The following is a 24,140-nucleotide window of genomic DNA, read 5'->3' as shown; positions in this document are numbered from 1 at the left end:
GTTGCCAAACTGTCATTCGCCGTGACTACGGTGTAGCCCAAGTCGCCTTTCCCCAAAATCAACAAACGGGCACACCATGACACGGCATATTTCGGCGCTATTCGGGCGCTCTCGCACCACGCTTGCTCTTTGCCTGGCCGCCGCGATCGCCGCCCCCGCATGGGCCGGCGACAACACCGCCGCCGACACCAGCGCCACGCCGCAACAGGCCAAGAGCCTGGATGCCGTGCAGGTGACCGGAACCGACACGGTGACCAACATCGCGCCTTCGCAAGCGTCGATGGTGGCCACCGAGCCGCAATCGATCATCGGCCGTATCTACATCCAGGAAAATGTCCCACCGACGGGCGATTACACCGACATCGCATCCATCTCGCCGAGCGTGTACACGGTGACGCCAAACGGTTCGGGCCTGATGGAGGCACCGGTCGTCTCCATCCGCGGCTTCCAGGATGGCCAGTACAACGTCACGTTCGATGGCATCCCGTGGATGGACTCCAACGACTTCACTCACCATTCCACGTCGTACTTCACCAACCAGCAAACCAACTCAGTGACGGTGGATCGCGGCCCGGGCACCGCCGGCACGCTCGGCAACGCCACGTTTGGCGGCACCATTTCGGTGGATTCGCTCAATCCACAGAAGCAGTTCGGCATCAACCCGTACATCAGCCTGGGCAGCTGGGAAACGGCGATCGAAGGCGCAACAATCAATACGGGCGTCTTCACCAGCAGCGGTACCAGCGCGGTGATCAACCTGCAGAACAGCTCGTCGGACGGTTACCTCACCTTTGCCGGCCAGCGTCGCCAGACCGTGTTTGCGAAAGTGGTCCAACCGTTGGGCGAGAACACCACGCTGACCTTCGTCGCCATGGCGAACGAGTTGAACCAGTATGTGCCGTTCGGTGCCACCAAGGCGCAGATCGAGCAGCACGGCGTCAACTATGGCTTGAACGACGATCCGACCAGCCAGGCCTACTACCGCTACAACAAGGACGAGATCAATACCAATCTCGGCTACATCGGCCTGCATTCGGCGTTCGACGGCTGGACGATCGACAACAAGGTCTACACCTACGGCTACAACCACTTCGGTTTCAACGGCCTGGATCCGAATGGCGAAACACCGAACGGCACGTTCTATAGCGCCACCGATGTCCCTGGCCAGCACATGCGCAACACGAACCGCTCGTGGGGCGATATCTTCCGCGTGGGCAAGGAACTCGGCCCAGGCGAATTGCGCGCCGGCGTGTGGTACGACCACCAGGACGACATTCGCTGGCTCTATGAATTCGACGACACGATCAACCAGCTCAATCCGGTGATCGCGCCCGGCGCGCCCTCGCTGGCGCTTGCCTCGGCGGATCGGCGCATGAACGACACGCTGGTCACGATCCAGCCATTCGTCGAGTACCAGTGGAACATCACCGACAATGCGTATGTCATCGGCGGCGTGAAGTACAACAACTTCGAGCGCGACCTGGACGCTACGGTCAACCAGAAGACGGAAACACCGCTCACCTATTCCAAGAAGTGGAATGCCACCCTGCCCTCGGCCTCTTTCCACTACAACTTCAGCGCGAACTGGACGGCGTATGCGCAGTGGGCCAAGGGTTACCTGGCGCCCAACCTCAACCTGCTGTACGTGCCCAATCCCGCGGTTTCCGACAGCGCCGTGGCGCCGGAAAAAACCACCAACATCCAGCTTGGCACGACCTGGACCGACGATCGCCTGACGCTATCGGGCGATGTGTACAAGATCGACTTCAACAACTTCGTCCAGAGCCAGAAGGTCGGTGGCGTCACCGAGTTCTACAACGGTGGCGGCGTGCACTACAAAGGCCTCGAACTGGAAGGCACCTACCTGCTCGGCGCCGGCTTCAGCGTCTACGCCAACGGCTCGCTCAACCGCGCGATCCAGACCACGGACAACCAGTGGAATGCGAACACGCCCCACAAGACCGCCGCACTGGGCTTCGTCTACAGCGACGGCCCCGTCTACGCATCGCTGTTCGACAAGTTCGTCGGCAAGACCTATTACACCGCCAACGTCGAAGATGACACGCCGATCGGCGGCTATGCGATCACCAACTTCGCCGCCAGTTACAAGTTCGATCCCCACATCACCGATGTGAAGGACATCAAGGTGGGCGTGCAGCTCAACAATCTGTTCAACAACACCCACATCAACGCCCTGGCCGGCGTCACGGCAGCGGATAGTACGCCGCTGTACTGGACCATTCCGGCACGCAACTTCAACTTCACCATTTCGGCGGACCTGTTCTGATGAAACGCCTTGCGTTCTTGACGTTGATGTTGCTCATCGCCCAGTCCGCCCTGGCCGACGGCGGCAGCCCGAATCATGCGGACATTGAACTGTCGAACCTGTTGCCGCCTCCGCCGGCAGCAGGTTCGGCGGCGGACAGGGAGGACCTGCGCGCCGTGCTTGCCGCACAGCGATCGCGCACGGCCGCCGAACAGTTGGCAGCCAAGGCGGATGTGGAACGTTCCGTGTTCCGCTTTGCGGACGTGCTCGGCCCGTCCATGCAACCGGCGACGTTGCCGAGGACAGCCGCATTCTTTGAGCGCGTCGCCGACTTGGACAAGGCCGAGGTGAAGGACGCCAAGCTTTACTGGCGACGTGCCCGCCCATCGGTGATGTCCGACCAGGTGCATCCGCTGTCCAAGGAAAAGCCGGACGACTGGAGCTATCCGAGCGGACACGCCACCTTCGGCTATACCACCGCGATCTTGCTGGCCAACATGCTGCCGGAAAAGCGCGCGGAGATTTTTGCGCGCGCCGACCTGTACGCACAGCATCGCGTGGTAATGGGCGTGCATTTCCCAAGCGACGTGGAAGCCGGTCGACTGGCCGGAACCGTGATCGGCGCGCAATTGCTGCACCAGGCCGACTGGCAGGCGGACTACCAGGCGGCGTGTGCGGAACTTCGAACGGCACTGCACTTGCCCGTTCTCCCCGCGACAACACCCTGATGCCGGGGTGGCGCGCGGAGCGTTACTGGTGCTGACGTCCGCTCGATATCAGACACGTACGTCGCACCGAGATCTGCGCCAGGACGATCACGGCGCCGCCTTTCACGGCGCCAACCTGCCTTGCCGCGTGCTGCCCGTGGAGACCTTGGAGAGGTCATCGGCGCTCCAATCGCCGCCGATGGCCTTGATCAAACGGATGTCCGATTCCAGCTGACGACGCGACAGCTCGACGTACACGCGCCGCTGATCGAGGCTCACGCTCTGCGTGGTCGCCACTTCAAGATAGTCGGTGGCGCCCGCCTTGTAGCGTGCAAGCGCCAGTTGCTCGGCGCGACCGGAGGCAACGACCGCGCGCTGCTGCGTGCCGGACTCGTCGCTCAATACACGCAGCGAAGACAGGTTGTCCTCGACATCCTGAAAGGCCGAGAGCACCGTCTGCCGATAGTCCGCCGCAGCGCCACTTTCCCGAGCCTCGGCCTGATGCAGCTCCTGCTTGCGGCGACCACCGTCGAACAGCGTGCCCACGAGTGCCGGCCCGATCGCCCAGAACCGGCTGGGCAGCGTTGCCAACTGGGTGAATCGCGATGCCTCGACGCCGCCGGATGCAGAGAGCAACAGATCGGGAAAAAACGCGGATGTCGCTTCACCGACATCGGCATTGGCGGCAGCCACCCTTCGCTCGGCAGCGGCGATGTCGGGACGCCGTTGCAGCAAGGTCGAAGGCAGGCCCGAAGGGATGGCCGGCAACGCGATCGCGGCCGTGGACGCGGGAATGGACAGCTCGGACGGCGCCACTCCCATCAGCATGGCAATGGCGTGTTCGTAACGCGCGCGACTCTCGCCCAGATCTACCAGTTGTGCGCTGGCAACCTGCAATTGTGTTTCCGCTTCGGCCAGATCCGATTCCGATGCAATGCCGCCGGTGAAGCGCACCTGCACCAGATCGCGCGCCTTCGTGAAGTCGACCACGGTCTGCTGAAGCAAGGCCGTCTCCGCGTCGACGCCACGCAAGTCCACATAGTCGATGGCCAGTTCCGCATGCATGGCCAGGCGAATCGACGCAAGATCCGCTTCGCCGGCCTGGTAGCGCGCCGTGGCCGCGTCGACCTGATGGCCGATGCGATCGAACAGATCGGGCTCCCACGACACATCCAGTCCCGCGGCATAGTCGGAGACGGTTTTCCCAGCCAATGAGCGCCCCACCACATTCTGCGAGGTGCGATAGCGACTGGCATCGACACCCGCGGTGACGGTGGGGTAATACGCAGCACGCGCCTCCTTGGCCGCGGCCTTCGCGGCCTGCAGGTTGGCGAGTCCCTTGGCGATGGACTGGTTGCCTGCATCGACGCGCGCTTCCAGCGTGTTGAGCGTGTCGTCGTTGAACAGCGTCCACCAATCGCCGCGTAGCGCCGTGTCGCGCGGATCGGCCGGAACCCAGCCTGGCTGCGCCTCGGGCGCCGTCACGGCCGCCTCCTTGAATTGTTGAGGCACATCGACCGTTGGCCGCACATAGGCCGGGCCCGGCGTACACCCCACCATCAGGGTCGTTCCGATGGCGATGGCGAGCGCGCAAGCCGCGCGGGGAAGAGATGAGTTACGCATGACTGTGTGCTCCTCGCTCAGGTCGCGTCGGCAGGGCGTGCATTGATGCGCACCGACTGTCCGTCGCCGACGGCATCGCCCGGATTGACGATCACACGCTCGTCGCCCTTCAGGCCCGCGCGAATTTCCACGCGCGTGCCGAAGTCCCGACCCAGCGTCACCGGCATCAATCGCACCAGGCCCTTGGCATCGACCGTGGCCACCTCCACGCCCACCGGTCGAAACAGCAACGTATTGGCAGGCAGCGACAGCATGGCCTTGGCGGACGCAAGCATCAGCGTGACCTGGGCATACGCACCCGGCGGCACGGCACCATCGGCGTTGTCCATGTCCACTTCCACGCGCAGCGTGCGGCTGGCCGGATCGATCGCGCCGGCGGTGCGCGCCACGCTTCCCACGAACGACCGCCCCGGATACTGCGGCAAGGTCAGCGTTGCGCGGGCGCCGACGGCCACGTCGGCCGCGTCATCCTGCGGCACGTTGACGAAGACGCGCAGCTTGTCCGTTTCGGCGAGCTTGAAGAGTGCCGCCGGCGTGCCGCCGTTGCCGGCATCGATAAGCGCACCCACATCGACATTGCGCACGGTGATGACGCCATCGAACGGCGCATAGACCTTTTCGAAGGACTGCAGTTGCTGCAATCGATCCACGTTCGCCTGTGCGGCGGCGAGCATGGCCTGCTTGGCCTTCATGGTGCTCACGTTTTCCTGGCTCGATTGCTGGGACACGGCGTTGCTCTTGAGCATTTCCTCCCAGCGATCCGCGGTGACCCTGGCGATCTGATAATTGGCCGAGGCAGTCGCCGCATCGGCGCGGGCCTGTGCAAGCTGTGCATCGACTTCCGGCGATTCGATCTGGGCCAGCAACTGGCCGCTGTGGACGTGCGTGCCGATGTCGGTCAGCCACTGACCGAGATAGCCGCTGGTGCGTGCATAGATACTGGCCTCCTGGAAGGCTTGCACGTCACCTGGCAACACCAGCGACTGTTGCAGCGGCTCGCGGCCGGGAGCGACGACAGCCACGGTAGGCGTGCCGAGCGCTGCGGTTTGGCGCACCACCGCGGCGTGTGCGGACAGCCGCGGCAGCCCGCCGATGGCCAGCGCGAGACACACGGCAGCCACGGGCAGCACGACAAGAAGACGCGAGCGTGAGGATGGCGGAACTGGAGTGAGCGCGTTCATGGTGACTCTCCCGTCAGGGAATCGGATTAGGGGAAGGAAGTGCCGGCAACGCCGGCTGGCGACGGCCAAGCCATGCGTGCACGGCGGCGAACACCACCGGCACGAACACCAGCGTGGCCACGGTGCCGAACATCAGGCCGCCGATCACCGCGCGGCCCAGCGGCGCGTTCTGCTCGCCGCCATCGCCGAGGCCAAGCGCCATCGGCAGCATGCCGATGAGCATCGCAAGCGCCGTCATGAGCACCGGGCGGAAGCGCGTACTGCCAGCATCGAACGCGGCCTGCAGCGGCGTGGCGCCTTCATCGATGCGATCGCGCGCAAAGCTGACCACCAGGATGCTGTTGGCCGTGGCAATGCCGATGCACATGATGGCGCCGGTGAGCGCAGGTACGCTGACGGTAGTGCGCGTCACGAACAACATCCACGCCATGCCGGCCAGCGCACCGGGAAGTCCGCTGATGATGATCAGGGGATCGGTCCACGACTGGAAGTTCACCACCATCAAGGCGTACACCAGCAGCACCGCGAAGGCGAGCCCGAGCAGCAATCCCTTGAACGACGATTGCATGGTCTGCACTTCGCCACGCACGGCGATGCTGGAGCCGGCGGGGAGATGCGCCCGCGCAGCAGCCACGAGGCGATCGATGTCGCCGGCCACTGCACCGAGGTCACGTCCCTGCACGCCCGCAAAAATGTCGATGACGGGCTGCACGTTGTAGTGCGACACCACGGCGTCCTGCGCGGTACGGCTCAGCGTGCTCAACGACGCGAGGATGGGCGGCGTGGCCTGCTTGCTGCCATTGCCGGTCGTCAGCGGAATATTGCCCAGCGCCTGCAGCGAATCGATGGTGTACTGCGGCGCTTCCGTCATCAGCGGATAGCTCACGCCATTCTTTGGATTCAGCCAGAAGTTGGGCGATGTCTGCGAGCTGCCGGACAGCGCGATGAGCAGGTTCTGCGCAATCGTGCGTTGCTGGAAGCCTGCCTCGATCGCCTTGACGCGATCCACGTCCACGTTGATCGACGGCGCATCGTTCGGCTGCTGGATACGCGGATCCACCAGGCCATCGACGTGACGCAGCTGGGCCAGCAGTTCCTCGGCAACCTTGCGATTGCCTTCCTTGTCGTTGCCCACCACTTGAACGTCGATGGGCGACGGCAGGCCGAAGTCCAGCGTCTGGCTGATGATGTCCGCCGGAAGGAAGGAGAACGTCACGCCCGGAAACTCGCTGTTGAGATGATCGCGCAGCGCGCTGACGTACTCTTCGGTGGGACGGTGACCGGCCTTGAGCGAGATCAGGATGTCCGCATCCGCCGAGCCCACGGGCAACGACGAATCGTAGGTCATATTGATGCCGCTCACCGGCAAGCCGATGTTGTCCAGCACACTGCCGAGTTCGCGCTGGGGAATGACCACGCGAATGCGCTGCTCCACCAGGTCCACCAGACGGGCGGTCTGCTCGATGCGCGTGCCTGTGTGGGCCCGCATGTGCAGGCGGATTTCGCCGGTGTCCGAGGTGGGGAAGAAATCGCGTCCAAGGAACGGGATGAGCAGCAACGATCCGCCACACACGATGGCAAACGTCACGGCCAGGCGGCGCGGGTGTGCAAGCACCGTCCGCAATGCGCCCTGGTAACGGGCATGGAAACCTTCGAAGCCGCGCTCGAAACGCTGCTGGAACCGGCCCAATGCGCCTGCCCGGCCCTTCTCCTTGCCTTCAGCGGCACGCTCGTTGCGGAGCATGTACATGGCCAGGGTGGGAATGAGGGCGCGCGAGAAGAAGTACGAGGCCAGCATCGCGAACACCACCGCTTCGGCCAGCGGCACGAACAGATAGCGCGCCACGCCCGACAGCAGGAACATGGGCAGGAACACGATGCAGATGGAAAGCGTCGAGACCAGCGTGGGCAAGGCAATTTGCGCCGAGGCGTCGATGATCGCATCGTGCAACGACTTGCCCATGTCGCGATGGTGACTGATCGCCTCGATTTCCACGGTGGCATCGTCCACCAGGATGCCCACGGCCAGCGCCAGACCACCCAGCGTCATGATGTTGATGGTCTGCCCCAGCACCGAGAGCGCAATGAGCGAGGTCAGCACGGACAACGGAATGGTAATGGCAATGATCAGCGTGGAACGCCAGCTGCCCAGGAACAGCAGGATCATCACGGCGGTGAGTCCCGCCGCCACCAGACCCTCGCGGACCACGCCCGCCACGGCCGAGCTGACGAAGACCGACTGATCCGACACCGGCTTGATGTCCAGCGCTTTCGGCAGGCCCGCGGCGATCTTCGGCAGCAGACTCTTGACCGAGGCGATGATGTCGAGCGTCGACGCATCACCGGATTTCTCCACCTGCAGCAGTGCGGAGCGGGTGCCGTCCACACGCACGATGTTGGTTTGCGGCGCAAAACCATCGCGCACCGTCGCCACGTCGCGCAGATAGGTCACGCCGCCATCCGTTGCCTTGACCGGCATGAGGTTCAACGCATCGACCGAGGTCGGGCTACCGTTGAGGTTCACGTTGTACTCGAACGCGCCGATCTTGGCGGTGCCGCCGGGAAGAATCAGGTTCTGCGCATTCACAGCGTTGACCACATCCAGCGGCGAAAGACCGTGGGCCTGCAAGGCCTTCGGGTCGATGTCCACCATGATCTGGCGCACCTTGCCGCCGAACGGCAGCGGGATGGCAGCGCCTTGCACGGTAGCCAATTGCGTGCGGATGAAGTTGTTGCCAAGGTCGTACAGCTGCTGCTCGGGCAGCGAATGACTGGACAGCGCCAACTGGAGAATCGGCACGGTGGAGGCGTTGTACGAAATCACCAGCGGCGGCAGCGTGCCCGACGGAAGCACCCTGAGAATCGACTGCGCATTGGCCGAGGCTTCCGCAATGGCGCGATTGATGTCCGCGCCCTCGTGGAAATACACCTTGATCACCGCCACGCCATTGACCGTCTGAGATTCCACGTGCTCGATGTTGTCCACGTCGGAAGTCAGCGCACGCTCGTAGGGCGTGGTGATGCGGTTGGCCATGTCGTCGGCGGAAAAGCCGTTGAACGACCACACGATGCTCAACACGGGAATGTTGATGTTGGGGAAGATGTCGGTCGGCGTCCGCAACACCATGAGCGGGCCGGCGATGGCCAGCAGCAGGGCCAGGACAATGAAGGTGTATGGTCGCCGCAGCGCCAGTTGGACAATCCACATAGCAGGCTCCCTCTTGGACAGATCAGGTCAGGCAACAGGCTAGATTCCCCCTGCTTGCCCACCCCTGACGACTTCCTGACAAATCTGTAATCACGCCCGTCGGGCGCCCCGCGTATGATCGGTTCAGGCATTACGCGAGAGTTCCCATGCGCCTGCTGGTTATCGAAGACGAGAAAAAGGCCGGCGAGTACCTGAAGAAAGGGCTCGAGGAATCCGGCTTCACCGTGGATGTGGTCGCCAACGGCATCGATGGCCTGCACCACGCGCTGGAAGAGAGCTATGACCTCGTCGTGCTCGACGTCATGCTTCCCGGCATCGACGGCTGGGAGGTGCTGCGCCGCCTGCGTGCCAAGAAGGACACGCCGGTGCTCCTGCTCACGGCCATCGACGAGCTGGAAGAGCGCGTGCGCGGGCTGGAACTCGGCGGCGACGATTACCTGGTGAAGCCGTTCGCCTTCGTGGAACTGCTGGCCCGCATCCGCACCCTGCTCCGCCGCGGCCCGCCGCGTGATATCGAGCATGTCCACATCGGCGACCTGGAGATCGATGCCGTGCGCCGCCGGGTGCGCCGCAGCGGACAGCGCATCGACCTGACACCCAAGGAATTCGCGCTGCTGCAACTTCTGGCGAGACGGCGCGGCGAGGTGCTGAGCCGCACGCAGATCGCGTCCTACGTGTGGGACATGAATTTCGACAGCGATACGAACGTGGTCGAGGTCGCTATCCGTCGCCTGCGCGTGAAGATCGACGACGGCCACGACGTCAAGCTCATCCACACCGTTCGCGGCATGGGTTACGTGCTCGACGAAGAACGCGAGGCCGGCTGATGCGCAGCCTTTCGCTCAGCACACGCCTGACGGCCACCTTCGTGGTGATCACGGCGGTGTGCTTCATCCTGGTGGGATGGCTTTTGTACCGCGCGGCCGAGCAGCGCATCTATGCGCAGGACGAAACCAACCTCGTGCTTTCCGCACGACACCTTCGACGGTTTGTCGCCGAGCTGGATTCCATCGCCGACCTGAAGGCGCATCAGGATCGCATGGTGGTCAGCGTGCTGGGCGATCCCAGCAATGCGCTGCGCATCGTCGATGCGTCGGGGCAGATCATTGCCGATCACAATCCCAGCGGCTTTCCGCTGGAAGTCCAGGCCGCGGTGCCCACGGGTCAACGCGTCCTCGCCACCATGCTGAGCAGCTGGCATGACGATCGCGGCCTGCCCATTCGAGGTCTGTCGGTGATGGGGCAACTGCGCGATGGCACCCACGTGACCATCACCGTGGCACGCTCGCTCGCCGATCGCGAAGCACTGCTGCGGCGCTATCGGCGCGACATGGCGCTGCGCCTGTTGGCCGGCCTGATCGCCGCGATCGTGCTCAGCCACCTGCTGGTGCGCCGGGCGTTGCGGCCGTTGCGCTCCATGGCCACCGATGCGGCCACCATCCATGCACAGAGCCTGCACAAGCGCCTGACCGTTGGCAACGCGCCCGCAGAGTTGCATGCGCTATCCGGCGCACTGAACGACATGCTCGACCGCCTCGAAGGCGGCTTCGCGCGCGTGTGGCAGTTCACGGTGGATCTCGCCCACGATCTGCGCACGCCCATCGGCAACCTGCGCGGCACCAACGAGGTGGCGCTGGCACATCCGCGCACGTCAGCCGAATACCAGGCGCTGCTCGGCTCCAACATCGAGGAGTGCGACCGCGTCAGCCGAACCATCGAAAGCGTGCTGTTCCTGGCCCGCGCGGACAACCCTCAGTTTGCGCTTCAGCGAACATCCCTCGATGTCGGCACGGAGCTGGAGCGCCTCGCCGAATACTTCGAAGGGCTGGCTTCGGAAGCCGGGGTCAACATCCAGGTGCAAGGACGCGCGACCGTTCACGCCGATCGCGACCTCTTCCGACGCGCGGTGGGAAATCTTCTGTCCAATGCCCTGCGCTACACCCCGACCGGCGACACCATCACGCTACGCGCCGAGCAAACCGACGCCGCCGTGATGATTGCCGTGGAGAATCCCGGCGATGGCATTCCGGCCGAGCATCTGGAAAAGCTCTTCGACCGCTTCTACCGGGTGGATCGCTCCCGCAATGACTCGGCGAATTCCACTGGCCTTGGCCTGTCCATCGTCAAGAGCGTCATGGAGCTTCACGGCGGCCGCGTCAGCGCGGAAAGCCAACTGCAGGGCATGACCCGTTTCACGCTCTGGTTTCCGGTCCGCCAAGCGGAACTCCACTAGCCGAAGCGCTGCTGCATGGCCGTGTTGATGTCCTTCACGGACATCGCGTCGGAAGGTGCTGCCGCGGGACGAAGCTGGACGTGAGGCCAGTCCTTCAGTGACTTCCAATGACCGCCCGCGGTAAGCCCCAGCTTCTCCGCCTCGTCGGCAAGCACCTGGTATCCGTTGAGGCCATTGATGAGCCTGCGCGTCGACCACTCGGCAGCGCCGCGCACCACCCAGAAACAATCGACGGCCTCGTCCCATTGGTGCCAGGAGAACCCCGGCGGCGCATTGGTCACCAGGCTTCCCGATTGCGGGCCAACCTGGTCGATGCACTTGGCCAGGAACGGGGCGCCGGCCGCCTTGAGCGTATCGATCTTCTTGGTTATCTCTTCGATCGACCGCGACTGTCGCCATAGCCTGGCCTGCTCGAAAGGATCGCGTCGCGCCATGTATGGCCGCAGCTCGCAACCGCGTCGTGCGCAGGCATCGACAAGACTGCCGACCTTCGTCCGGAACGGCTGCACCAGCACGCTCAAATCTGCTGCCATGATCGCTCTCCTTGCCTCGCGGAATGGGCCGCCGCAGTTGAACATACGCACTCATACCTTGGTCTCAACAAGCCACTTGGCCTATGGCGTACTGCGTCGGTTTTGTCCGTCCCGACGCCCTTCGGCTTGCGCCCGAAACGACCCATCCGGCGGCTCCGAATATTTACCGAATGGCCTCTACGTAGAATCACCGTAGCCGCCGCGGCATGCCGGGCGCACGCTGATACGGCGATGACTCGATCTCAACATTGATGTGCGTATGCTGGTGGTCGGCGAGTGGCGATGGGAACAGAAACGCTCGAGCACATCGGCGTTGCCGGGACGGCAGCCCGGAACGGCTGAGCGGTCGCCAACGGGGAGTCGAGCAGTGCTTCCTTGGTGGAGGATGTATGCGCCGCAACAGTCGTATGTATCTGGCACTTGCCCTGCCCTTGGCCCTGACGTTCCAGACCGTCCGTGCGGACGATCATCCGATGCTCGACTATCTGTCGGTGAGCATCGGTGGTTTCGCCAACAACAATTCGGCATCGATGCGCGCCGACGGCCACGTGAAGAATTCGGGAACGCGACTGGATTTCTCGCGCGACCTTGGCCAGGGCGGCACGCGGACGCTGCCGTATCTCTCGGTGACATGGCGACCGTGGGACAGGCATGAGTTCGAGTTCACCTATTACCACGACTCCACCGACAGCACTCGCTATCTCAATCGCACGCTCCAGTTCAACGGCAATCAGCTTGACGTGGGCGCGCAACTCCATTCCCGCTTCACGCTGGACGCGGGCTCGGTGGGTTATCGGTATTGGGCCTGGATCGGCGAGCGCGGCGCCTTCGGTGTTTCGGGCGGCCTGCAGTTCTACCGCTTCAGCCTCAAGCTCTCGGGTAACGCCTTTGCGGCCAACGGCAGCGGTTCGGCCACCGCGAGCGGCAGCCGCACGGCACGGGTATCGAGCAACCTGCCCGATCCGTCCATTGGCGTCTCGTATCGCTACCAGGCGGCGAGCTGGGTTCGCATCGTGGCCGATGCCGGCGCGTTCAAGGCCAACATCAACCAGATCGATGCACGGCTTTACAACGCACGCGTTGGCGCCGAGTTCTATCCGTGGGAGCACTTCGGCATCACCACCCAATACGCGTTCAACAAGATCGATGCGGACGTGAACAAGTCAAACTTCAACGGCAATGTGAATTTCAGGTTCAAGGGATTCCAGTTGCTGGTCAGGGCTCGCTTCTGATCAGCCGTGGCTTCGCGCCAAGTACGTTGAAGCAGGTCCCATTGGCGTGGCAGCGGTTCGCACCCCGCGCGCCATAGCCAGCCCGTAACCAGCCAGGGGAACGTATGCGTGTGAGGGCGTGCGCGTCGGTGGGACTGGTGATGTCAGCGCTGGCCTGCTTCAGTACTTCGGCATATGCAACGGAAGGCGCCGGCGGCCTCTATCTTTTGGGAAGCCAGGCACTGGGGGCTGGATTGGCGCCCGCACCCGGCTGGTATGTATCGAGCGCGGTCGCTCAGTACAGCGGCGCCGTGGGCAGCACCTCCGTGGGTGGCGTGACACTGGTATCGCTGAAAAAGCGCGTCGACAGCATGGGCGTCAACCTGCTCTATGCGCCGGCCACGCCGATTCTCGGCGCCCAGGCCGCCATCTCCGTGACGGCACCCTACGCGTATCTTCGCCTCACTGGCGAAATCACCGGAACACGCCAGGCGAGCGGCTCAGTCAGCAATACGAACCTGGGTGACATGGCTGTCAATGGACGCCTGGGCTGGAAGGTCAACGACTCCTTCTCGCATGCCATTTCGTTGACTGTGTGGTGTCCCACCGGGGATTACAGCAAGGGCTTCAACGCATCCATCGGTCACAACCGCTGGGCAGGCGACGTGCTCTGGGCGATGACGTATCTATCGCCAACATCGCGTCTGGAACTCTCGGCCGCCGTGGGTTACGGCATCAACGGGCCGAACGACATCACCCACTACCGCAGCGGCAACGAAGCTCACATCGAACTTGCCGCCGGCAAGCGATTGTCGCCTCATTGGGTGGTGGGCCTGGCGGGCTACGCTTATCGACAAGTCACTGCCGACACGGGCCGCGGCGCGAATCTCGGCAGCCTCGAAGGGCGCGTGCTGGGCGCGGGGCCGGCCGTGAACTACGGCACGCGAATGGGAAGCCATGCCCTGGCCGTTGGCCTTCGCTACTACAGGGAATTCGATGCCCATGACCACTTCCACGGCGATGTGGTGATCGCATCGGCCACGTTCCGCCTGTAGCGCAAGCGCGCACGGTCTCGTCTTTGTCAGAAAATTTACGCCGCAATGCCCGTCCGTTGTAGCACCTTTACGCCCCATCGACGCAGCATGTCGCTACCGCTCGATGAGCGATGAAGGGCAACGAAAGCGTGAGCATATGGATCGTTCATGGACCGCATGCAGCCAGCGGCTCCTTCACCCAGGACGTGCACCGACAACTTCAGCAACAAGCCGATGCCGCGGGGCGCACACTGGAACTCCGCGAGTGCAGCAACTTGCGGACCTTCGTTGGCCATGTATGCGCCGCCAGGAATGACGACACGGAGTTCGTCCTGCTCGACCCCGGCGAACTCGCATCGCAAGTGCGTGAACACCCCGAGGCGGGCCTGATCGATGCGCTCGACAGCCTGGCTGCACCGTACATCGAGGTTCACGAGGCGTGTGACGCCGAACTGGAGCACGAGGTCGGCACCCACAAGGCCCCTCTTGCCACCGTGATCATCAACGGCAACATCGGCAGCGGCTATCGCATCGGCCTCGGCATCGCGCTGCGGCAACTGGGCGAGGTGCACCGTTCCGAGGAAGGCGGCACGTCTCCCGCTCCCCTCATCGCTTAGTCATGCGACGCCATGCAAACGTTCAGGCCGCGCCGTGCCGCTTGTCACCGACAGCCCCCGTCGCCTTGGTTGCCGGCTTGTGCTGTATGAAGAAAACCGCACTCACGCCGCTCAGCAAAGCCAGCACGGCTGACAGCCCCATCACCCAGCGAAAGCCGGTGACGAAAGACAATCCGATGGCGTGTTTCACCGCCGCCGTCAACTCGGCTGGATAACCGGACGGCACGACGATGCCGGCCAGCTTTTCGCGCTGCGCAAGAACCGACTCCACCAACACCGAAGGTGCGTGCAAATCGCCCAGGCGCTGGCCCAGCGTCTCATTGAAACTCAAGGTCAGCACCATGCCGAACAGCGCAATGGCCAGCAAGGGGCCGGTACGCGATACGGCGTTGTTCACGCCGGATGCCGTCCCTGCCCGTTCCTCGCCCACGGCATTCATCACAGTGGTGGTCAACGGCGCAACAGTGATGCTCATGCCCAGGCCGAGGATGCAGATGGCCGGGAAGAACACCACCCAATAGCTGCCCCCGATGGATGGCCACGCGAACAGCGCGAAACCCGCGGCGGCGATCAATGGACCCACGATCAGCGGCAGGCGCGAACCAAACGTATCAACCAGACTCCCCGCCCAGCGCGAGAGCGCAAACATGATCGCGATGAACGGCAGCAAGGCCGCACCCGCCTCGGTGGCACCATACCCTTGCACCTGGATCAGGTTCAGCGGCAGAAAAAACAGGCTGCCACCCAACGCCGCGTAGAGCAGCAAGGTAAGCACATTGGCGCCCGCGAAATTGCGTTCGCGAAACAAGGCCAGCGGCAACATCGGCCCCGCGCTGCGTGCCTCCACGCGAACAAACAACAGCAGCGCGAGTACACCAATGGCAGCCGCCATCCATACCAGGCTCGAAGACCAACCTTGTGACGGCGCTTCGATAAGCGCGAACACCACGCCCGCCAGGCCCAGCGTGACCAGGGTGGCGCCAAGCACGTCGATCTTGTTGCCCACCTGCCCGCGGCTTTCCGGCACTTTCCTGGCGCAGATCCACAGCAGCGCGATGCCCACCGGCGCGTTGACCAGGAAGGCCCATATCCACGAATAGTGATCGACCAGGAAGCCGCCGATCACCGGCCCGATGGCCGCGGTGATTCCGCTGCAGGCCGACCACGTGCCAATGGCCGCGCCGCGTTGCGACGTCGCGAAGTTGGCGCTGATCAAGGCCAGGCTGCCGGGCACCAGCAATGCTGCGCCGATGCCCTGCAACGCACGCGCGACAATCAACGGCATCACTGCGCCGGCATACGCGCAGGCGATGGACGCCGCGGTGAACAGCGCCGTGCCGATCATGAAAATACGGCGACGCCCGTAGCGATCTCCCAGCACGCCGCCCACCAGTAGCAAGGACGCGAGAAACAGCGCATAGGATTCCATCACCCACTGCGCATCGGCCGTGGTGGCGCCGAGCTCCCGCTGGATCGACGGCAACGCCACGTTGACCACCGTGCCATCCATGAAGGCCATGCTGGTGCCAAGAATGGAGGCGAGCAGGATCCAGCGCTGTGATGCCGCCGCACACGGTTGCGACGACGCTGCACTCAAGATCACGCCGCTGTCGCAGGGAGGCTTTCCGATCTGGCTCATGGCACCGTTTGCGGAAGCGGATTCCGCAAGAGCTTACAACGCTTTGCACGAGATACAGAAATCGTTGCCCGCCCGAATCGATGCAGCACGCATGTTTGCTCCCACTCTCACGAGAACTTGCCTGCCGTGCGCTCACCGTGCACGCTTGCGCCCCTGTGTATTAACCATACTCGCTGGAAGGAAGCACCATGAAACTCGGCATGATCGGCCTGGGCCGGATGGGAGCCAACATGGCTCAGCGTCTGATGAAGGGCGGACACCAGATCGTAGGATTCGATCCGCAAGCGGCCGCGCGGAAGGATCTCGAAGGCAAGGGCGCGCAAACGGCGGATTCGCTCACCGCACTCGTTGCCGCCCTGCCCTCGCCGCGAACGCTGTGGCTGATGGTGCCGGCCGGCGAAGCCACCGACGCCAACCTGGATGCGCTGCTGCCGCTGCTCGCCGCAGGAGATACGATCATCGACGGCGGCAACTCGTTCTACAAGGACAGCATGCGTCGCGCGAAGCGCTTCGCGGAGCGTGATATCGCGTACGTCGACTGCGGCACCAGCGGCGGCATCTGGGGCCTGGACGAAGGCTACAGCCTGATGATCGGTGGCGACGAAGCCGCGGTCGAACGCATGCGTCCGATCTTCGAATCGCTGGCACCTGCCAAGGATCGTGGCTGGGCTCGCGTGGGGCCGGCAGGCGCAGGCCATTTCGCCAAGATGGTTCACAACGGCATCGAGTACGGCATGATGCAGGCGTATGCGGAAGGCTTTTCCATCCTGCGCCACAAGGCCGAGTTCGACATGGACCTGCAGCAGGTGGCCGAGATCTGGCGCTACGGCAGCGTGGTTCGCTCGTGGCTGCTCGATCTCACCGCCGACGCACTGAAGAAGAATCCGGACATGTCGGGCATCGCGCCGTATGTCGCCGATTCCGGCGAGGGTCGATGGACAGTCGACGAAGCCATCGAATTGAATGTGCCGGCGCCGATCATCACGCAGTCACTGATCGAACGTCTGCGCTCGCGCGACAAGGACTCCTTCACCGACAAACTGCTGTCGGCCATGCGCAACGAATTTGGCGGCCACCCCATCAAGAAGGCATGAGGACAGCGCGCCCGGAGCGGCGATCGGCCAAGATCGCTATCATGGGCGCATGCCCAATCTCGCTGACCTGCCTGCGTCGCCGCTTCTGAACGAAGTGCGACGCGATGGATTCGCCTTTGCGCCCGCCGACACCATGCGCCCGCTGCTGACCTCGTCGGGCGGGCTGTCGGACTGGAACGATTTCGCCGACAGCTGGAATCAGCTGGAGCCCGATCCATACCTGGCCGCCAAGGGCCGCTTTCGCCGCCGACGCCATGCGACGTTCTCCGCGCTCGCCCATGGCGACGTGACGCCGGAGCCCCATCAGCCGCATTTTCAGGCGCTGCAGTACAACGCGCTGCAGGGTGGCATCGAGCGCTGGTTCGAACCCATCGTCGACACTGTTGTGCACGGCAACTCGCTACGCACCATTCTCGATTTCTGCCACGCCTTCTTCGGCTCGCTGGCACCATCGGTCGAACGCTGGCACATCGAAGTCCATCAGTTTCGCATCGAGGCAACGGCTGGCACCGCGGGCGAGCCGACACCGGAAGGCAGTCATCGCGACGGCGTGGATTATGTCCTCGTGCTGCTGGTGAACCGCCACAACATCGCCAGCGGCACCACCACCATCCATGCGCCGGATGGACGACTGCTGGGCGACTTCACGCTCACGCATCCGCTGGATGCCGCACTGATCCACGACCCCAGCGTCTTCCACGGCGTCACTCCGGTGCTGCCGCTGGTGGCCGACGAACACGCGTTCCGCGATGTGCTCGTGGTGACGTTCCGGGCATCGCCCGCCGCGGCCGGCTGAGCGCAGATCGCACTGAAACCCGCGCTACAGCACATCCTCCGACGCTGCGTCGCCCGCATCGTTGGCGGCGCGCGCCGTGGCGCTGTAATGCCTGGGCGAAAGCCCCACGATGCGCTTGAACGCATGACTGAATGCGCTCTCCGACGCGTAACCCAAGGTCTCGGCTAGCGTTGCCAGCGGCGCATCGCCATGGCGCAAGGCGTGCTCGGCCAAACGCATGCGCCAACGGGCCAGATAGGAGAGCGGCGCTTCACCAGCCACGGCCTTGAAGTGCAGCGCGAAACTCGTGCGCGACATGGCGCACGCCTTCGCCAACTGATCCAGCCGCCACGCGCGGCCGGGCTCGCCGTGGATCAATCGCAATGCCGGCGCCAACCGCGCATCGGTCGCCGCGCGCAGCCAGCCCGCCCGCCACGACCCACCCGCCGCCAGATGCGCGCGCAAGACCTGGATGAAAAGCAGATAGCCAAGCTGCATGGTCGCCAGCCCCGATCCCGGCAGGTCGTCGCGCTCGCGCACCAGTTGATCGAGGATCCAGCGCAAGGCGTGCGCCTCGGGCGCGCTGCCCTGTACGTGGATGAAAGGCGGCAGCACATCGGCCAGCAACGCACCGTAATCGGGATGCAGGCGCACGTGGCCGCCGATCTGCAGCACCTCGGCATCGGCGCGCGTCGCACCGCCCACGCTGACGATGGGATCGATACGCCCCGCGAACAACGCATGCGCTTCCACGGGAGTTGATTCGATATTGCTGGCCAAAACGAAACTGCGCTGGGCCGACAGCAGGACCACATCGCCCGACGCCATGCGGATCGGTGTCGCTTCATCGTCCAGCTGAAGCCAACATTCACCGCGCACCGCGGCAAAGAACTTGATCTTGTCGGGCGCCGGAAAGCGGATGGCCCAATCGCCGGACGCCGCGAAGCCGCCGGACATCAGCGACTGCACGTCGGCCAGCTTGAGAATGTCGGAGAGAGGGTCGTTGACCATGCTTGAACGATTGAGCATGAATGGTGAATTTTCAAGTATTCATCGTACGCCGCCGCAAGCTTAGGCTGGTCGCAACTTCCCCAGGAATCTCTCCATGCCTTCCCTGCAGACTCCCCTTGGTTCCGGTTTTGGCGCAGCAAGCACGGCACGCGAGGTGCTCGCCGGCATCGATCTCTCCGGCAAGACGGCCATCGTCACCGGCGGCTACTCGGGCATCGGCACCGAGACGTCACGTGCGCTGCGCGCCGCGGGCGCACGCGTCATCGTGCCCGCACGCGATACCCAAAAAGCTAAGGCCGCGCTCGACGGCATGGATGTGGAACTGGCGGCCATGGACCTGGCGTCGCCCTCCTCCATCGATGCCTTCACGGCAGCGTTCGTGGCGTCCGGCGAGCCCTTGCATATCCTCATCAACAGCGCAGGCGTGATGGCTTGTCCGCTGACGCGCGATGCACGCGGCTACGAGCTGCAATTTGCCACCAACCATCTCGGTCACTTCCAGCTCGCGGCGCGCCTGTGGCCTGCGCTTGTCCGTGCACAAGGCGCGCGCGTGGTTTCGCTTTCGTCATTGGGGCATCGCTACGCATCGGTCGACTTCGACGACCCGAATTTCGAACGGCGCGAGTACGACCGCTGGATTGCCTACGGCCAGTCCAAGACGGCCAATGCGCTGTTCGCCGTGGGGCTGGAAGCGCGCGGCAAGGCGCACGGCGTGCATGCCTTTTCGGTGCATCCGGGTCGCATCGTCACCGACCTCGCGCGCCACATGAGCGTGGAAGAACTGCAGAAGATCGGCGCAGTGGACGAACACGGCCAGCCCGTGATCGATCTGGCCCGCGGCATGAAGAGTCCGCAACAAGGAGCGGCGACCAGCGTCTGGGCCGCCACCAGCGCACAGCTCAATGGCTTCGGCGGCGTCTATTGCGAGGATTGCGACATCGCCGCCCTGGCGCCGGAGGAAGATACGACGGCACCAGGCAGCGCAACCCTGGCCTCGGGCGTACGCCCGTGGGCGGTCGATCCCGTGGCTGCCGAGCGCCTCTGGGTACTCAGCGAACGCATGACGGATACGGGCATCTAGTTGCCCGCGAGATATTGCGTCTTCACGTCCGCGAGAGATCGGCTCCGGTACCAAAGGGCAATGTTCTTCCCACCCCTCTTGTGACTAACTGATCGTCTGCCCATCGCCGCCCCGGCGGCGATGGGCACGCGAAACACAGTGACGCCATGATCACGTATCGCACGACCCAGGTTCAGGGCCTGACCATCTTCTATCGCGAAGCTGGTCGCTGCGACGCGCCATGCGTTCTGCTGCTGCATGGATTTCCCTCGTCGTCGCGCATGTACGACAGGCTGATGCCGACGCTTGCGGAGCGCTACCGTGTCATCGCTCCCGACTACCCGGGCTTCGGCCACTCCGATGCGCCAAGCCCGGAGACATTCGCCTATACGTTCGATCACATCGCATCAGTGATGGATGCCTTCGTGGATGCCTTGAACATCCGGCGATGCACGCTGTTCGTGCAGGACTATGGCGGGCCCGTCGGATTTCGCCTGGCACTCATGCGGCCCGAACGCATCGACGCCATGATCATCCAGAACGCCGTTGCTCACGAGGAAGGCCTGGGGCCGCTATGGGAAACACGTCGCCAGTATTGGGCCGATCGCGCGCCCTGGGCCGACAAGCTGCGCGCGAACCTGATCTCGTTCGACGCGGCAAGACAGCGTCACCTGGGCTCCGATCCTCATCCGGAACGCTACGATCCCGACCTGTGGACGGATGAATCGGCCTTTCTCAGTCGCCCCGGACAGGATCGCATCCAGGAAGATCTGTTCTACGACTACCGCACGAACGTGGCCTCGTATCCGGCATGGCAGGCCTTCCTCAAACAACGCAAGCCACCGCTGCTGGTGGTCTGGGGAAAGTACGACCCGTCATTCACCGTGGCCGGCGCGTGGGCGTACAAACAAGATGTTCCCGACGCGGAAGTCCACATTCTGGATGCCGGCCATTTCGCGATGGACACCAAGGTCGATGAAGTGGCGACGCTCGCCCAGGGTTTCCTCGATCGCCACCACGCCAACGCAACCGCGCCGGGCGGCATCGGCGTGTCATGAACGCCGCACATCACACGACTACGAACTCACGGGAGCGCACGCCATGTCTCTTTGGAGAATCATCCTTCCCGCAATCACCGTCGGCATGGCCTGCCTGATGCCCGTGACGGCCGTCGGTGGTGGACTGCCGGTGAAGAGCTTCGGTTCGGTGCTGCCGGAAAACATCGAATGGGCGCCGTTTCCGGCCTTTCCTCCCGAGGCACGCCTGGCCATCCTGGTGGGCGACCCAAAGAAGCCCGGCCCGTACGTCGTGCGCGTCAAGGTGCCTGGCGGCGTGAAGCTCATGCCGCACACGCATCCGGAGGATCGCATCTACACCGTGATCTCGGGCGTGTTCTACATCGGGCTCGGCAAGACGTTCGACGAATCCAAGCTGGTCGCCTACGGTCCCGGCAGTGTCGTCGTGCTTCCGGGGAATACGCCGCACTTCCACTGGGCCAAGTCCGGCGAATACGTGACCCAGGTGTATGGGTATGGACCGCTCGGCATTGACTACGTCGACCACAAGGACGATCCGCGCAGCCACTAGCGAGCTGCTTCCATCGTTCATCGCCGCGCGATGCTGACGCGCCTGCAAACACGCCTCAAAGATGGTCGACGTCGATCATCGCTTTGGCGAATGCCTCCGGCGCTTCCTGCGGAAGGTTGTGGCCGATGCCGCCCTCGATGAGCCGGTGCGCATATTTTCCCGAGAATTTCTTTGCGTAGGCGCCGGGCTCGGGATGTGGCGCACCATTGGCATCGCCTTCCATGGTGATGGTCGGCACCGCGATCACAGGGGCTTCGGCGAGTTTCCTCTCGTACTCGTCGTACTTGGCCTCGCCGTCCGCTAGGCCGAGACGCCAGCGATAGTTGTGGATGGCGATGTCCACGTGATCGGGGTTTTCGAAAGCGGCCGCCGAGCGATCGAAGGTGGCGTCGTCAAAATTCCACTTGGGCGAGGCAAGCTGCCAGATGAGCTTGGCAAAGTCATGGCGGTATTTGTCGTAGCCCGCCTTGCCGCGCTCCGTAGCGAAATAGAACTGATACCACCACTGCAGCTCCGCCTTGGGTGGCAGCGGCATCTTTCCTGCAGCCTGGCTGCCGATGAGGTAACCACTCACCGAGACGATGGCCTTGCATCGCTGCGGCCAGAGCGCCGCGAGGATATCCGCCGTTCGCGCACCCCAATCGAATCCACCGATGGTGGCCTTGTCGATCTTCAGGGCGTCCATCATGGCGATGGTGTCCACGGCCAACGCCGAGGGCTGGCCGTTGCGCATGGTGTCGTTCGACAGGAATCGGGTCGAGCCGTAGCCGCGCGCATACGGAACAATCACGCGGTAACCGGCGGCAGCCAGCAGTGGCGCCACGTCCACATAGCTGTGGATGTCGTACGGCCAGCCATGCAGAAGCAGCGCCACCGGTCCCTTGGCGGGGCCGGCCTCGGCGTATCCGATGTCCAGCACGCCCGCCTTCACCTGCTTGAGCGTCGTGAATGATGTGTGCGTCCCCGCTTTTGCCGCCGGCATGGCGGGGCTCGCAGGACCCTGCTGCCCATGAGCGACGGACGCAACACCCAACTGCGCGGCAGCCAGCGTCATGGCTGCCGCACCCACGAGATGGCGGCGGCGCTGGTCGATGTCTTCGGGTAGCACGATCTTGTCCATATCCAGCCTCATGAACTCGGCGAACGCAGGTGGTGATGCGTGAATCAGCCAAACGTGAACACGAATGCCTCGGCGCCCGGATCGAGAAATTCGATGTCGAACTCGCGGTCGGAAACAGGCAGGGGCTGACGTATCAGTTGATACATGCGCGGCTCCGACACCGTGCCATCGCCCTGCTCGTCCACGTCGATGCCATGGGCGACGCCGGGCGGCTTGCCGTCGATGGTGACGCGAAACCGCACGGGCACGCCGGGCTTGGCCGGACCCATCACGAGATGAAGGTCGCGGGCGTGAAAGCGGTAGACCAGGTGTCCACCCGTCTTGTTGAGTACTGCAGACTGCTTGCCCACCGTCCAGTCGCCGACGAGCGCCCAATGATTGAGGGTGAGTCGTGCAGGCGCGGCATAGTCGCTGCGCCCGCTGAATACGCCGCCTCCGGTGGAGGAAAAGTTGGCGCGACGTTCGGAACCGACATAGGTTTCGGGCGACTGCATGTCTTCCCAATCGGCAGCGGCCTCGACGCCACGCGGATCGACCGCGACCAGGTCACGACTCACCTTGGTCGCGCCGGCCTCGACGAGCAGCTGCTGGATGACGCGCTCGGACGCGTCGTACTCGCCTTCGCCAAACACATGGTGCCGCAGTTGCCCTTTGGCATCGACGAAATACAACGCCGGCCAGTAGGCGTTGTTGAAGGCCTGCCAGATGGCGTGGTGACTGTCGACGGCCGTCGCCACCGGTGCGCCAAAGCGCAGATCCTTCACCGCCTTGGTGACGTTGGCGAGGTCGCGCTCGAAGGCAAACTCAGGCGCATGCACGCCGATCACCACCAGCCCCTGGTCCTTGTACTTTTGCGCCCAGGCGCGGATGTACGGCAGCTGGCGTATCGAGTTGATGCACGAATACGTCCAGAAATCCACGAGCACCACTTTTCCGCGCAAGCCTTGCGGCGTGAGCGGCGGCGAGTTGAGCCATGCAATGGCTCCGTCGAGCGAGGGAAGCTTGCCCTCCCGAGGCAACTCGATCACGGCGGCGGCCGGCGTGGATGCACTCTTGTCTCTCGCGTACACGGTGAGCGGGGCTCCCATGGTCAAGGCAATGATCGCGACCAGCACGAGCCGCTTTGTCTTCATGATGTTCGCCTTCCCAAGCATGGCAAAAGCAGGTTCGAGGGCACGCGTCGATCGCGGGGCCCTCGAACCTTCATCGACACACGCCCCGTGCCGATGCAACCGTTGGCA

The 24,140-nt window shown here is 63.8% G+C and carries 20 protein-coding genes; 12 read left to right on the top strand and 8 right to left on the bottom strand.

From position 1 onward, the window contains the following. Positions 1 to 76: 76 nt before the first annotated feature. The gene (locus ABIC75_RS01160; RefSeq protein WP_354012029.1) at positions 77 to 2,287 is read left to right on the top strand and encodes a TonB-dependent receptor; all 2,211 of its coding nucleotides are present in this window, start codon (positions 77 to 79) and stop codon (positions 2,285 to 2,287) included. Further along, the gene (locus ABIC75_RS01155) at positions 2,287 to 2,994 is read left to right on the top strand and encodes an acid phosphatase (RefSeq protein ID WP_354012028.1); all 708 of its coding nucleotides are present in this window, start codon (positions 2,287 to 2,289) and stop codon (positions 2,992 to 2,994) included. The genes ABIC75_RS01160 and ABIC75_RS01155 overlap by 1 nt, the downstream gene beginning before the upstream one ends. 102 nt (positions 2,995 to 3,096) lie before the next feature. Here ABIC75_RS01155 and ABIC75_RS01150 read toward each other — a convergent pair whose 3' ends face one another. The 3 genes from ABIC75_RS01150 to ABIC75_RS01140 are packed head-to-tail and all read right to left on the bottom strand — an operon-like array spanning position 3,097 to position 8,985. Next, positions 3,097 to 4,596 carry an efflux transporter outer membrane subunit gene (locus tag ABIC75_RS01150; protein ID WP_354012027.1) on the bottom strand — a complete coding sequence of 500 codons (1,500 nt, stop codon included), beginning with the start codon at positions 4,594 to 4,596 and terminating at the stop codon, positions 3,097 to 3,099. A gap of 17 nt (positions 4,597 to 4,613) precedes the next feature. Next, positions 4,614 to 5,777, bottom strand: a complete 1,164-nt coding sequence (locus ABIC75_RS01145) for an efflux RND transporter periplasmic adaptor subunit (protein ID WP_354012026.1) — start codon at positions 5,775 to 5,777, stop codon at positions 4,614 to 4,616. A gap of 13 nt (positions 5,778 to 5,790) precedes the next feature. Further along, complete coding sequence (locus ABIC75_RS01140; RefSeq protein WP_354012025.1) at positions 5,791 to 8,985, bottom strand: efflux RND transporter permease subunit; 3,195 nt, start codon at positions 8,983 to 8,985, stop codon at positions 5,791 to 5,793. A 146-nt stretch (positions 8,986 to 9,131) separates the two neighbouring features. Between ABIC75_RS01140 and ABIC75_RS01135 the strand changes: the two genes are divergently transcribed. Then, positions 9,132 to 9,812, top strand: coding sequence for a heavy metal response regulator transcription factor (locus ABIC75_RS01135; RefSeq protein ID WP_354012024.1), 681 nt, complete (start codon positions 9,132 to 9,134; stop codon positions 9,810 to 9,812). Next, positions 9,812 to 11,218, top strand: a complete 1,407-nt coding sequence (locus tag ABIC75_RS01130; protein WP_354012023.1) for a heavy metal sensor histidine kinase — start codon at positions 9,812 to 9,814, stop codon at positions 11,216 to 11,218. The genes ABIC75_RS01135 and ABIC75_RS01130 overlap by 1 nt, the downstream gene beginning before the upstream one ends. Here the strand turns inward: ABIC75_RS01130 and ABIC75_RS01125 are convergent. Further along, positions 11,215 to 11,751: a M15 family metallopeptidase gene (locus ABIC75_RS01125; protein WP_354012022.1), complete on the bottom strand. Its 537-nt coding sequence runs from the start codon at positions 11,749 to 11,751 to the stop codon at positions 11,215 to 11,217. The genes ABIC75_RS01130 and ABIC75_RS01125 overlap by 4 nt on opposite strands. Before the next feature lie 389 nt (positions 11,752 to 12,140). Here ABIC75_RS01125 and ABIC75_RS01120 point away from each other — a divergent pair, with 389 nt between their 5' ends. From ABIC75_RS01120 to ABIC75_RS01110, 3 genes are all read left to right on the top strand, one after another. Further along, positions 12,141 to 12,983: a hypothetical protein gene (locus ABIC75_RS01120; protein WP_354012021.1), complete on the top strand. Its 843-nt coding sequence runs from the start codon at positions 12,141 to 12,143 to the stop codon at positions 12,981 to 12,983. A gap of 104 nt (positions 12,984 to 13,087) precedes the next feature. After that, entirely contained in the window at positions 13,088 to 14,017 is a 930-nt protein-coding gene (locus ABIC75_RS01115; protein ID WP_354012020.1) for a SphA family protein, read from the top strand. Positions 14,018 to 14,127: 110 nt separating this feature from the next. After that, positions 14,128 to 14,613 (top strand): hypothetical protein, encoded by a 486-nt coding sequence (locus tag ABIC75_RS01110; RefSeq protein ID WP_354012019.1) that lies wholly within the window; start codon positions 14,128 to 14,130, stop codon positions 14,611 to 14,613. Positions 14,614 to 14,635: 22 nt separating this feature from the next. Here the strand turns inward: ABIC75_RS01110 and ABIC75_RS01105 are convergent, their stop codons facing one another. Next, complete coding sequence (locus tag ABIC75_RS01105; protein WP_354012018.1) at positions 14,636 to 16,252, bottom strand: MFS transporter; 1,617 nt, start codon at positions 16,250 to 16,252, stop codon at positions 14,636 to 14,638. 188 nt (positions 16,253 to 16,440) lie between these two features. Between ABIC75_RS01105 and gnd the strand changes: the two genes are divergently transcribed. Together gnd and ABIC75_RS01095 are read left to right on the top strand one after the other, a co-directional pair. After that, on the top strand, positions 16,441 to 17,346 hold the full coding sequence (gnd, locus tag ABIC75_RS01100) for a phosphogluconate dehydrogenase (NAD(+)-dependent, decarboxylating) (RefSeq protein WP_354012017.1): 906 nt from the start codon (positions 16,441 to 16,443) through the stop codon (positions 17,344 to 17,346). A gap of 49 nt (positions 17,347 to 17,395) precedes the next feature. After that, complete coding sequence (locus ABIC75_RS01095; protein ID WP_354012016.1) at positions 17,396 to 18,142, top strand: 2OG-Fe dioxygenase family protein; 747 nt, start codon at positions 17,396 to 17,398, stop codon at positions 18,140 to 18,142. 24 nt (positions 18,143 to 18,166) lie between these two features. On the opposite strand, the gene ABIC75_RS01090 is transcribed toward ABIC75_RS01095, so the two are convergent. Continuing rightward, the gene (locus tag ABIC75_RS01090; RefSeq protein WP_354012015.1) at positions 18,167 to 19,150 is read right to left on the bottom strand and encodes an AraC family transcriptional regulator; all 984 of its coding nucleotides are present in this window, start codon (positions 19,148 to 19,150) and stop codon (positions 18,167 to 18,169) included. Between the two features lie 76 nt (positions 19,151 to 19,226). Here ABIC75_RS01090 and ABIC75_RS01085 point away from each other — a divergent pair, with 76 nt between their 5' ends. The 3 genes from ABIC75_RS01085 to ABIC75_RS01075 all read left to right on the top strand — a co-directional run bounded on the left by ABIC75_RS01085 (position 19,227) and on the right by ABIC75_RS01075 (position 21,779). Beyond that, complete coding sequence (locus ABIC75_RS01085; RefSeq protein WP_354012014.1) at positions 19,227 to 20,213, top strand: oxidoreductase; 987 nt, start codon at positions 19,227 to 19,229, stop codon at positions 20,211 to 20,213. Positions 20,214 to 20,359: 146 nt separating this feature from the next. After that, the gene (locus ABIC75_RS01080) at positions 20,360 to 21,250 is read left to right on the top strand and encodes an alpha/beta fold hydrolase (protein WP_354012013.1); all 891 of its coding nucleotides are present in this window, start codon (positions 20,360 to 20,362) and stop codon (positions 21,248 to 21,250) included. 43 nt (positions 21,251 to 21,293) lie between these two features. After that, entirely contained in the window at positions 21,294 to 21,779 is a 486-nt protein-coding gene (locus ABIC75_RS01075) for a cupin domain-containing protein (protein ID WP_354012012.1), read from the top strand. A 55-nt stretch (positions 21,780 to 21,834) separates the two neighbouring features. Here ABIC75_RS01075 and ABIC75_RS01070 read toward each other — a convergent pair whose 3' ends face one another. Together ABIC75_RS01070 and ABIC75_RS01065 are read right to left on the bottom strand one after the other, a co-directional pair. Next, entirely contained in the window at positions 21,835 to 22,899 is a 1,065-nt protein-coding gene (locus tag ABIC75_RS01070; RefSeq protein WP_354012011.1) for an alpha/beta fold hydrolase, read from the bottom strand. 44 nt (positions 22,900 to 22,943) lie between these two features. Then, positions 22,944 to 24,032, bottom strand: a complete 1,089-nt coding sequence (locus tag ABIC75_RS01065) for a thioredoxin family protein (RefSeq protein WP_354012010.1) — start codon at positions 24,030 to 24,032, stop codon at positions 22,944 to 22,946. Positions 24,033 to 24,140: the final 108 nt, after the last annotated feature.

The organism is Dyella japonica, assembly GCF_040545895.1.
Classification (GTDB): Bacteria; Pseudomonadota; Gammaproteobacteria; order Xanthomonadales; family Rhodanobacteraceae; genus Dyella; species Dyella japonica_D.
The sequence above is the reverse complement of the archived record's forward strand: the minus strand, read 5'-3'. Positions and strand labels throughout refer to the sequence as shown.

Excerpts from the sequence above, each read along its gene's own strand:
- ABIC75_RS01080 (WP_354012013.1), top strand. The coding sequence starts at position 20,360 with ATGATCACGTATCGCACGACCCAGGTTCAGGGCCTGACCATCTTCTAT.
- ABIC75_RS01065 (WP_354012010.1), bottom strand. The coding sequence starts at position 24,032 with ATGAAGACAAAGCGGCTCGTGCTGGTCGCGATCATTGCCTTGACCATG.
- ABIC75_RS01140 (WP_354012025.1), bottom strand. The coding sequence starts at position 8,985 with ATGTGGATTGTCCAACTGGCGCTGCGGCGACCATACACCTTCATTGTC.
- ABIC75_RS01130 (WP_354012023.1), top strand. The coding sequence starts at position 9,812 with ATGCGCAGCCTTTCGCTCAGCACACGCCTGACGGCCACCTTCGTGGTG.
- ABIC75_RS01090 (WP_354012015.1), bottom strand. The coding sequence starts at position 19,150 with ATGCTCAATCGTTCAAGCATGGTCAACGACCCTCTCTCCGACATTCTC.
- ABIC75_RS01160 (WP_354012029.1), top strand. The coding sequence starts at position 77 with ATGACACGGCATATTTCGGCGCTATTCGGGCGCTCTCGCACCACGCTT.
- ABIC75_RS01145 (WP_354012026.1), bottom strand. The coding sequence starts at position 5,777 with ATGAACGCGCTCACTCCAGTTCCGCCATCCTCACGCTCGCGTCTTCTT.
- ABIC75_RS01125 (WP_354012022.1), bottom strand. The coding sequence starts at position 11,751 with ATGGCAGCAGATTTGAGCGTGCTGGTGCAGCCGTTCCGGACGAAGGTC.
- ABIC75_RS01150 (WP_354012027.1), bottom strand. The coding sequence starts at position 4,596 with ATGCGTAACTCATCTCTTCCCCGCGCGGCTTGCGCGCTCGCCATCGCC.
- ABIC75_RS01075 (WP_354012012.1), top strand. The coding sequence starts at position 21,294 with ATGTCTCTTTGGAGAATCATCCTTCCCGCAATCACCGTCGGCATGGCC.
- ABIC75_RS01135 (WP_354012024.1), top strand. The coding sequence starts at position 9,132 with ATGCGCCTGCTGGTTATCGAAGACGAGAAAAAGGCCGGCGAGTACCTG.
- ABIC75_RS01115 (WP_354012020.1), top strand. The coding sequence starts at position 13,088 with ATGCGTGTGAGGGCGTGCGCGTCGGTGGGACTGGTGATGTCAGCGCTG.
- ABIC75_RS01095 (WP_354012016.1), top strand. The coding sequence starts at position 17,396 with ATGCCCAATCTCGCTGACCTGCCTGCGTCGCCGCTTCTGAACGAAGTG.
- ABIC75_RS01120 (WP_354012021.1), top strand. The coding sequence starts at position 12,141 with ATGCGCCGCAACAGTCGTATGTATCTGGCACTTGCCCTGCCCTTGGCC.
- ABIC75_RS01110 (WP_354012019.1), top strand. The coding sequence starts at position 14,128 with ATGAAGGGCAACGAAAGCGTGAGCATATGGATCGTTCATGGACCGCAT.
- ABIC75_RS01070 (WP_354012011.1), bottom strand. The coding sequence starts at position 22,899 with ATGGACAAGATCGTGCTACCCGAAGACATCGACCAGCGCCGCCGCCAT.
- gnd (WP_354012017.1), top strand. The coding sequence starts at position 16,441 with ATGAAACTCGGCATGATCGGCCTGGGCCGGATGGGAGCCAACATGGCT.
- ABIC75_RS01085 (WP_354012014.1), top strand. The coding sequence starts at position 19,227 with ATGCCTTCCCTGCAGACTCCCCTTGGTTCCGGTTTTGGCGCAGCAAGC.
- ABIC75_RS01155 (WP_354012028.1), top strand. The coding sequence starts at position 2,287 with ATGAAACGCCTTGCGTTCTTGACGTTGATGTTGCTCATCGCCCAGTCC.
- ABIC75_RS01105 (WP_354012018.1), bottom strand. The coding sequence starts at position 16,252 with ATGAGCCAGATCGGAAAGCCTCCCTGCGACAGCGGCGTGATCTTGAGT.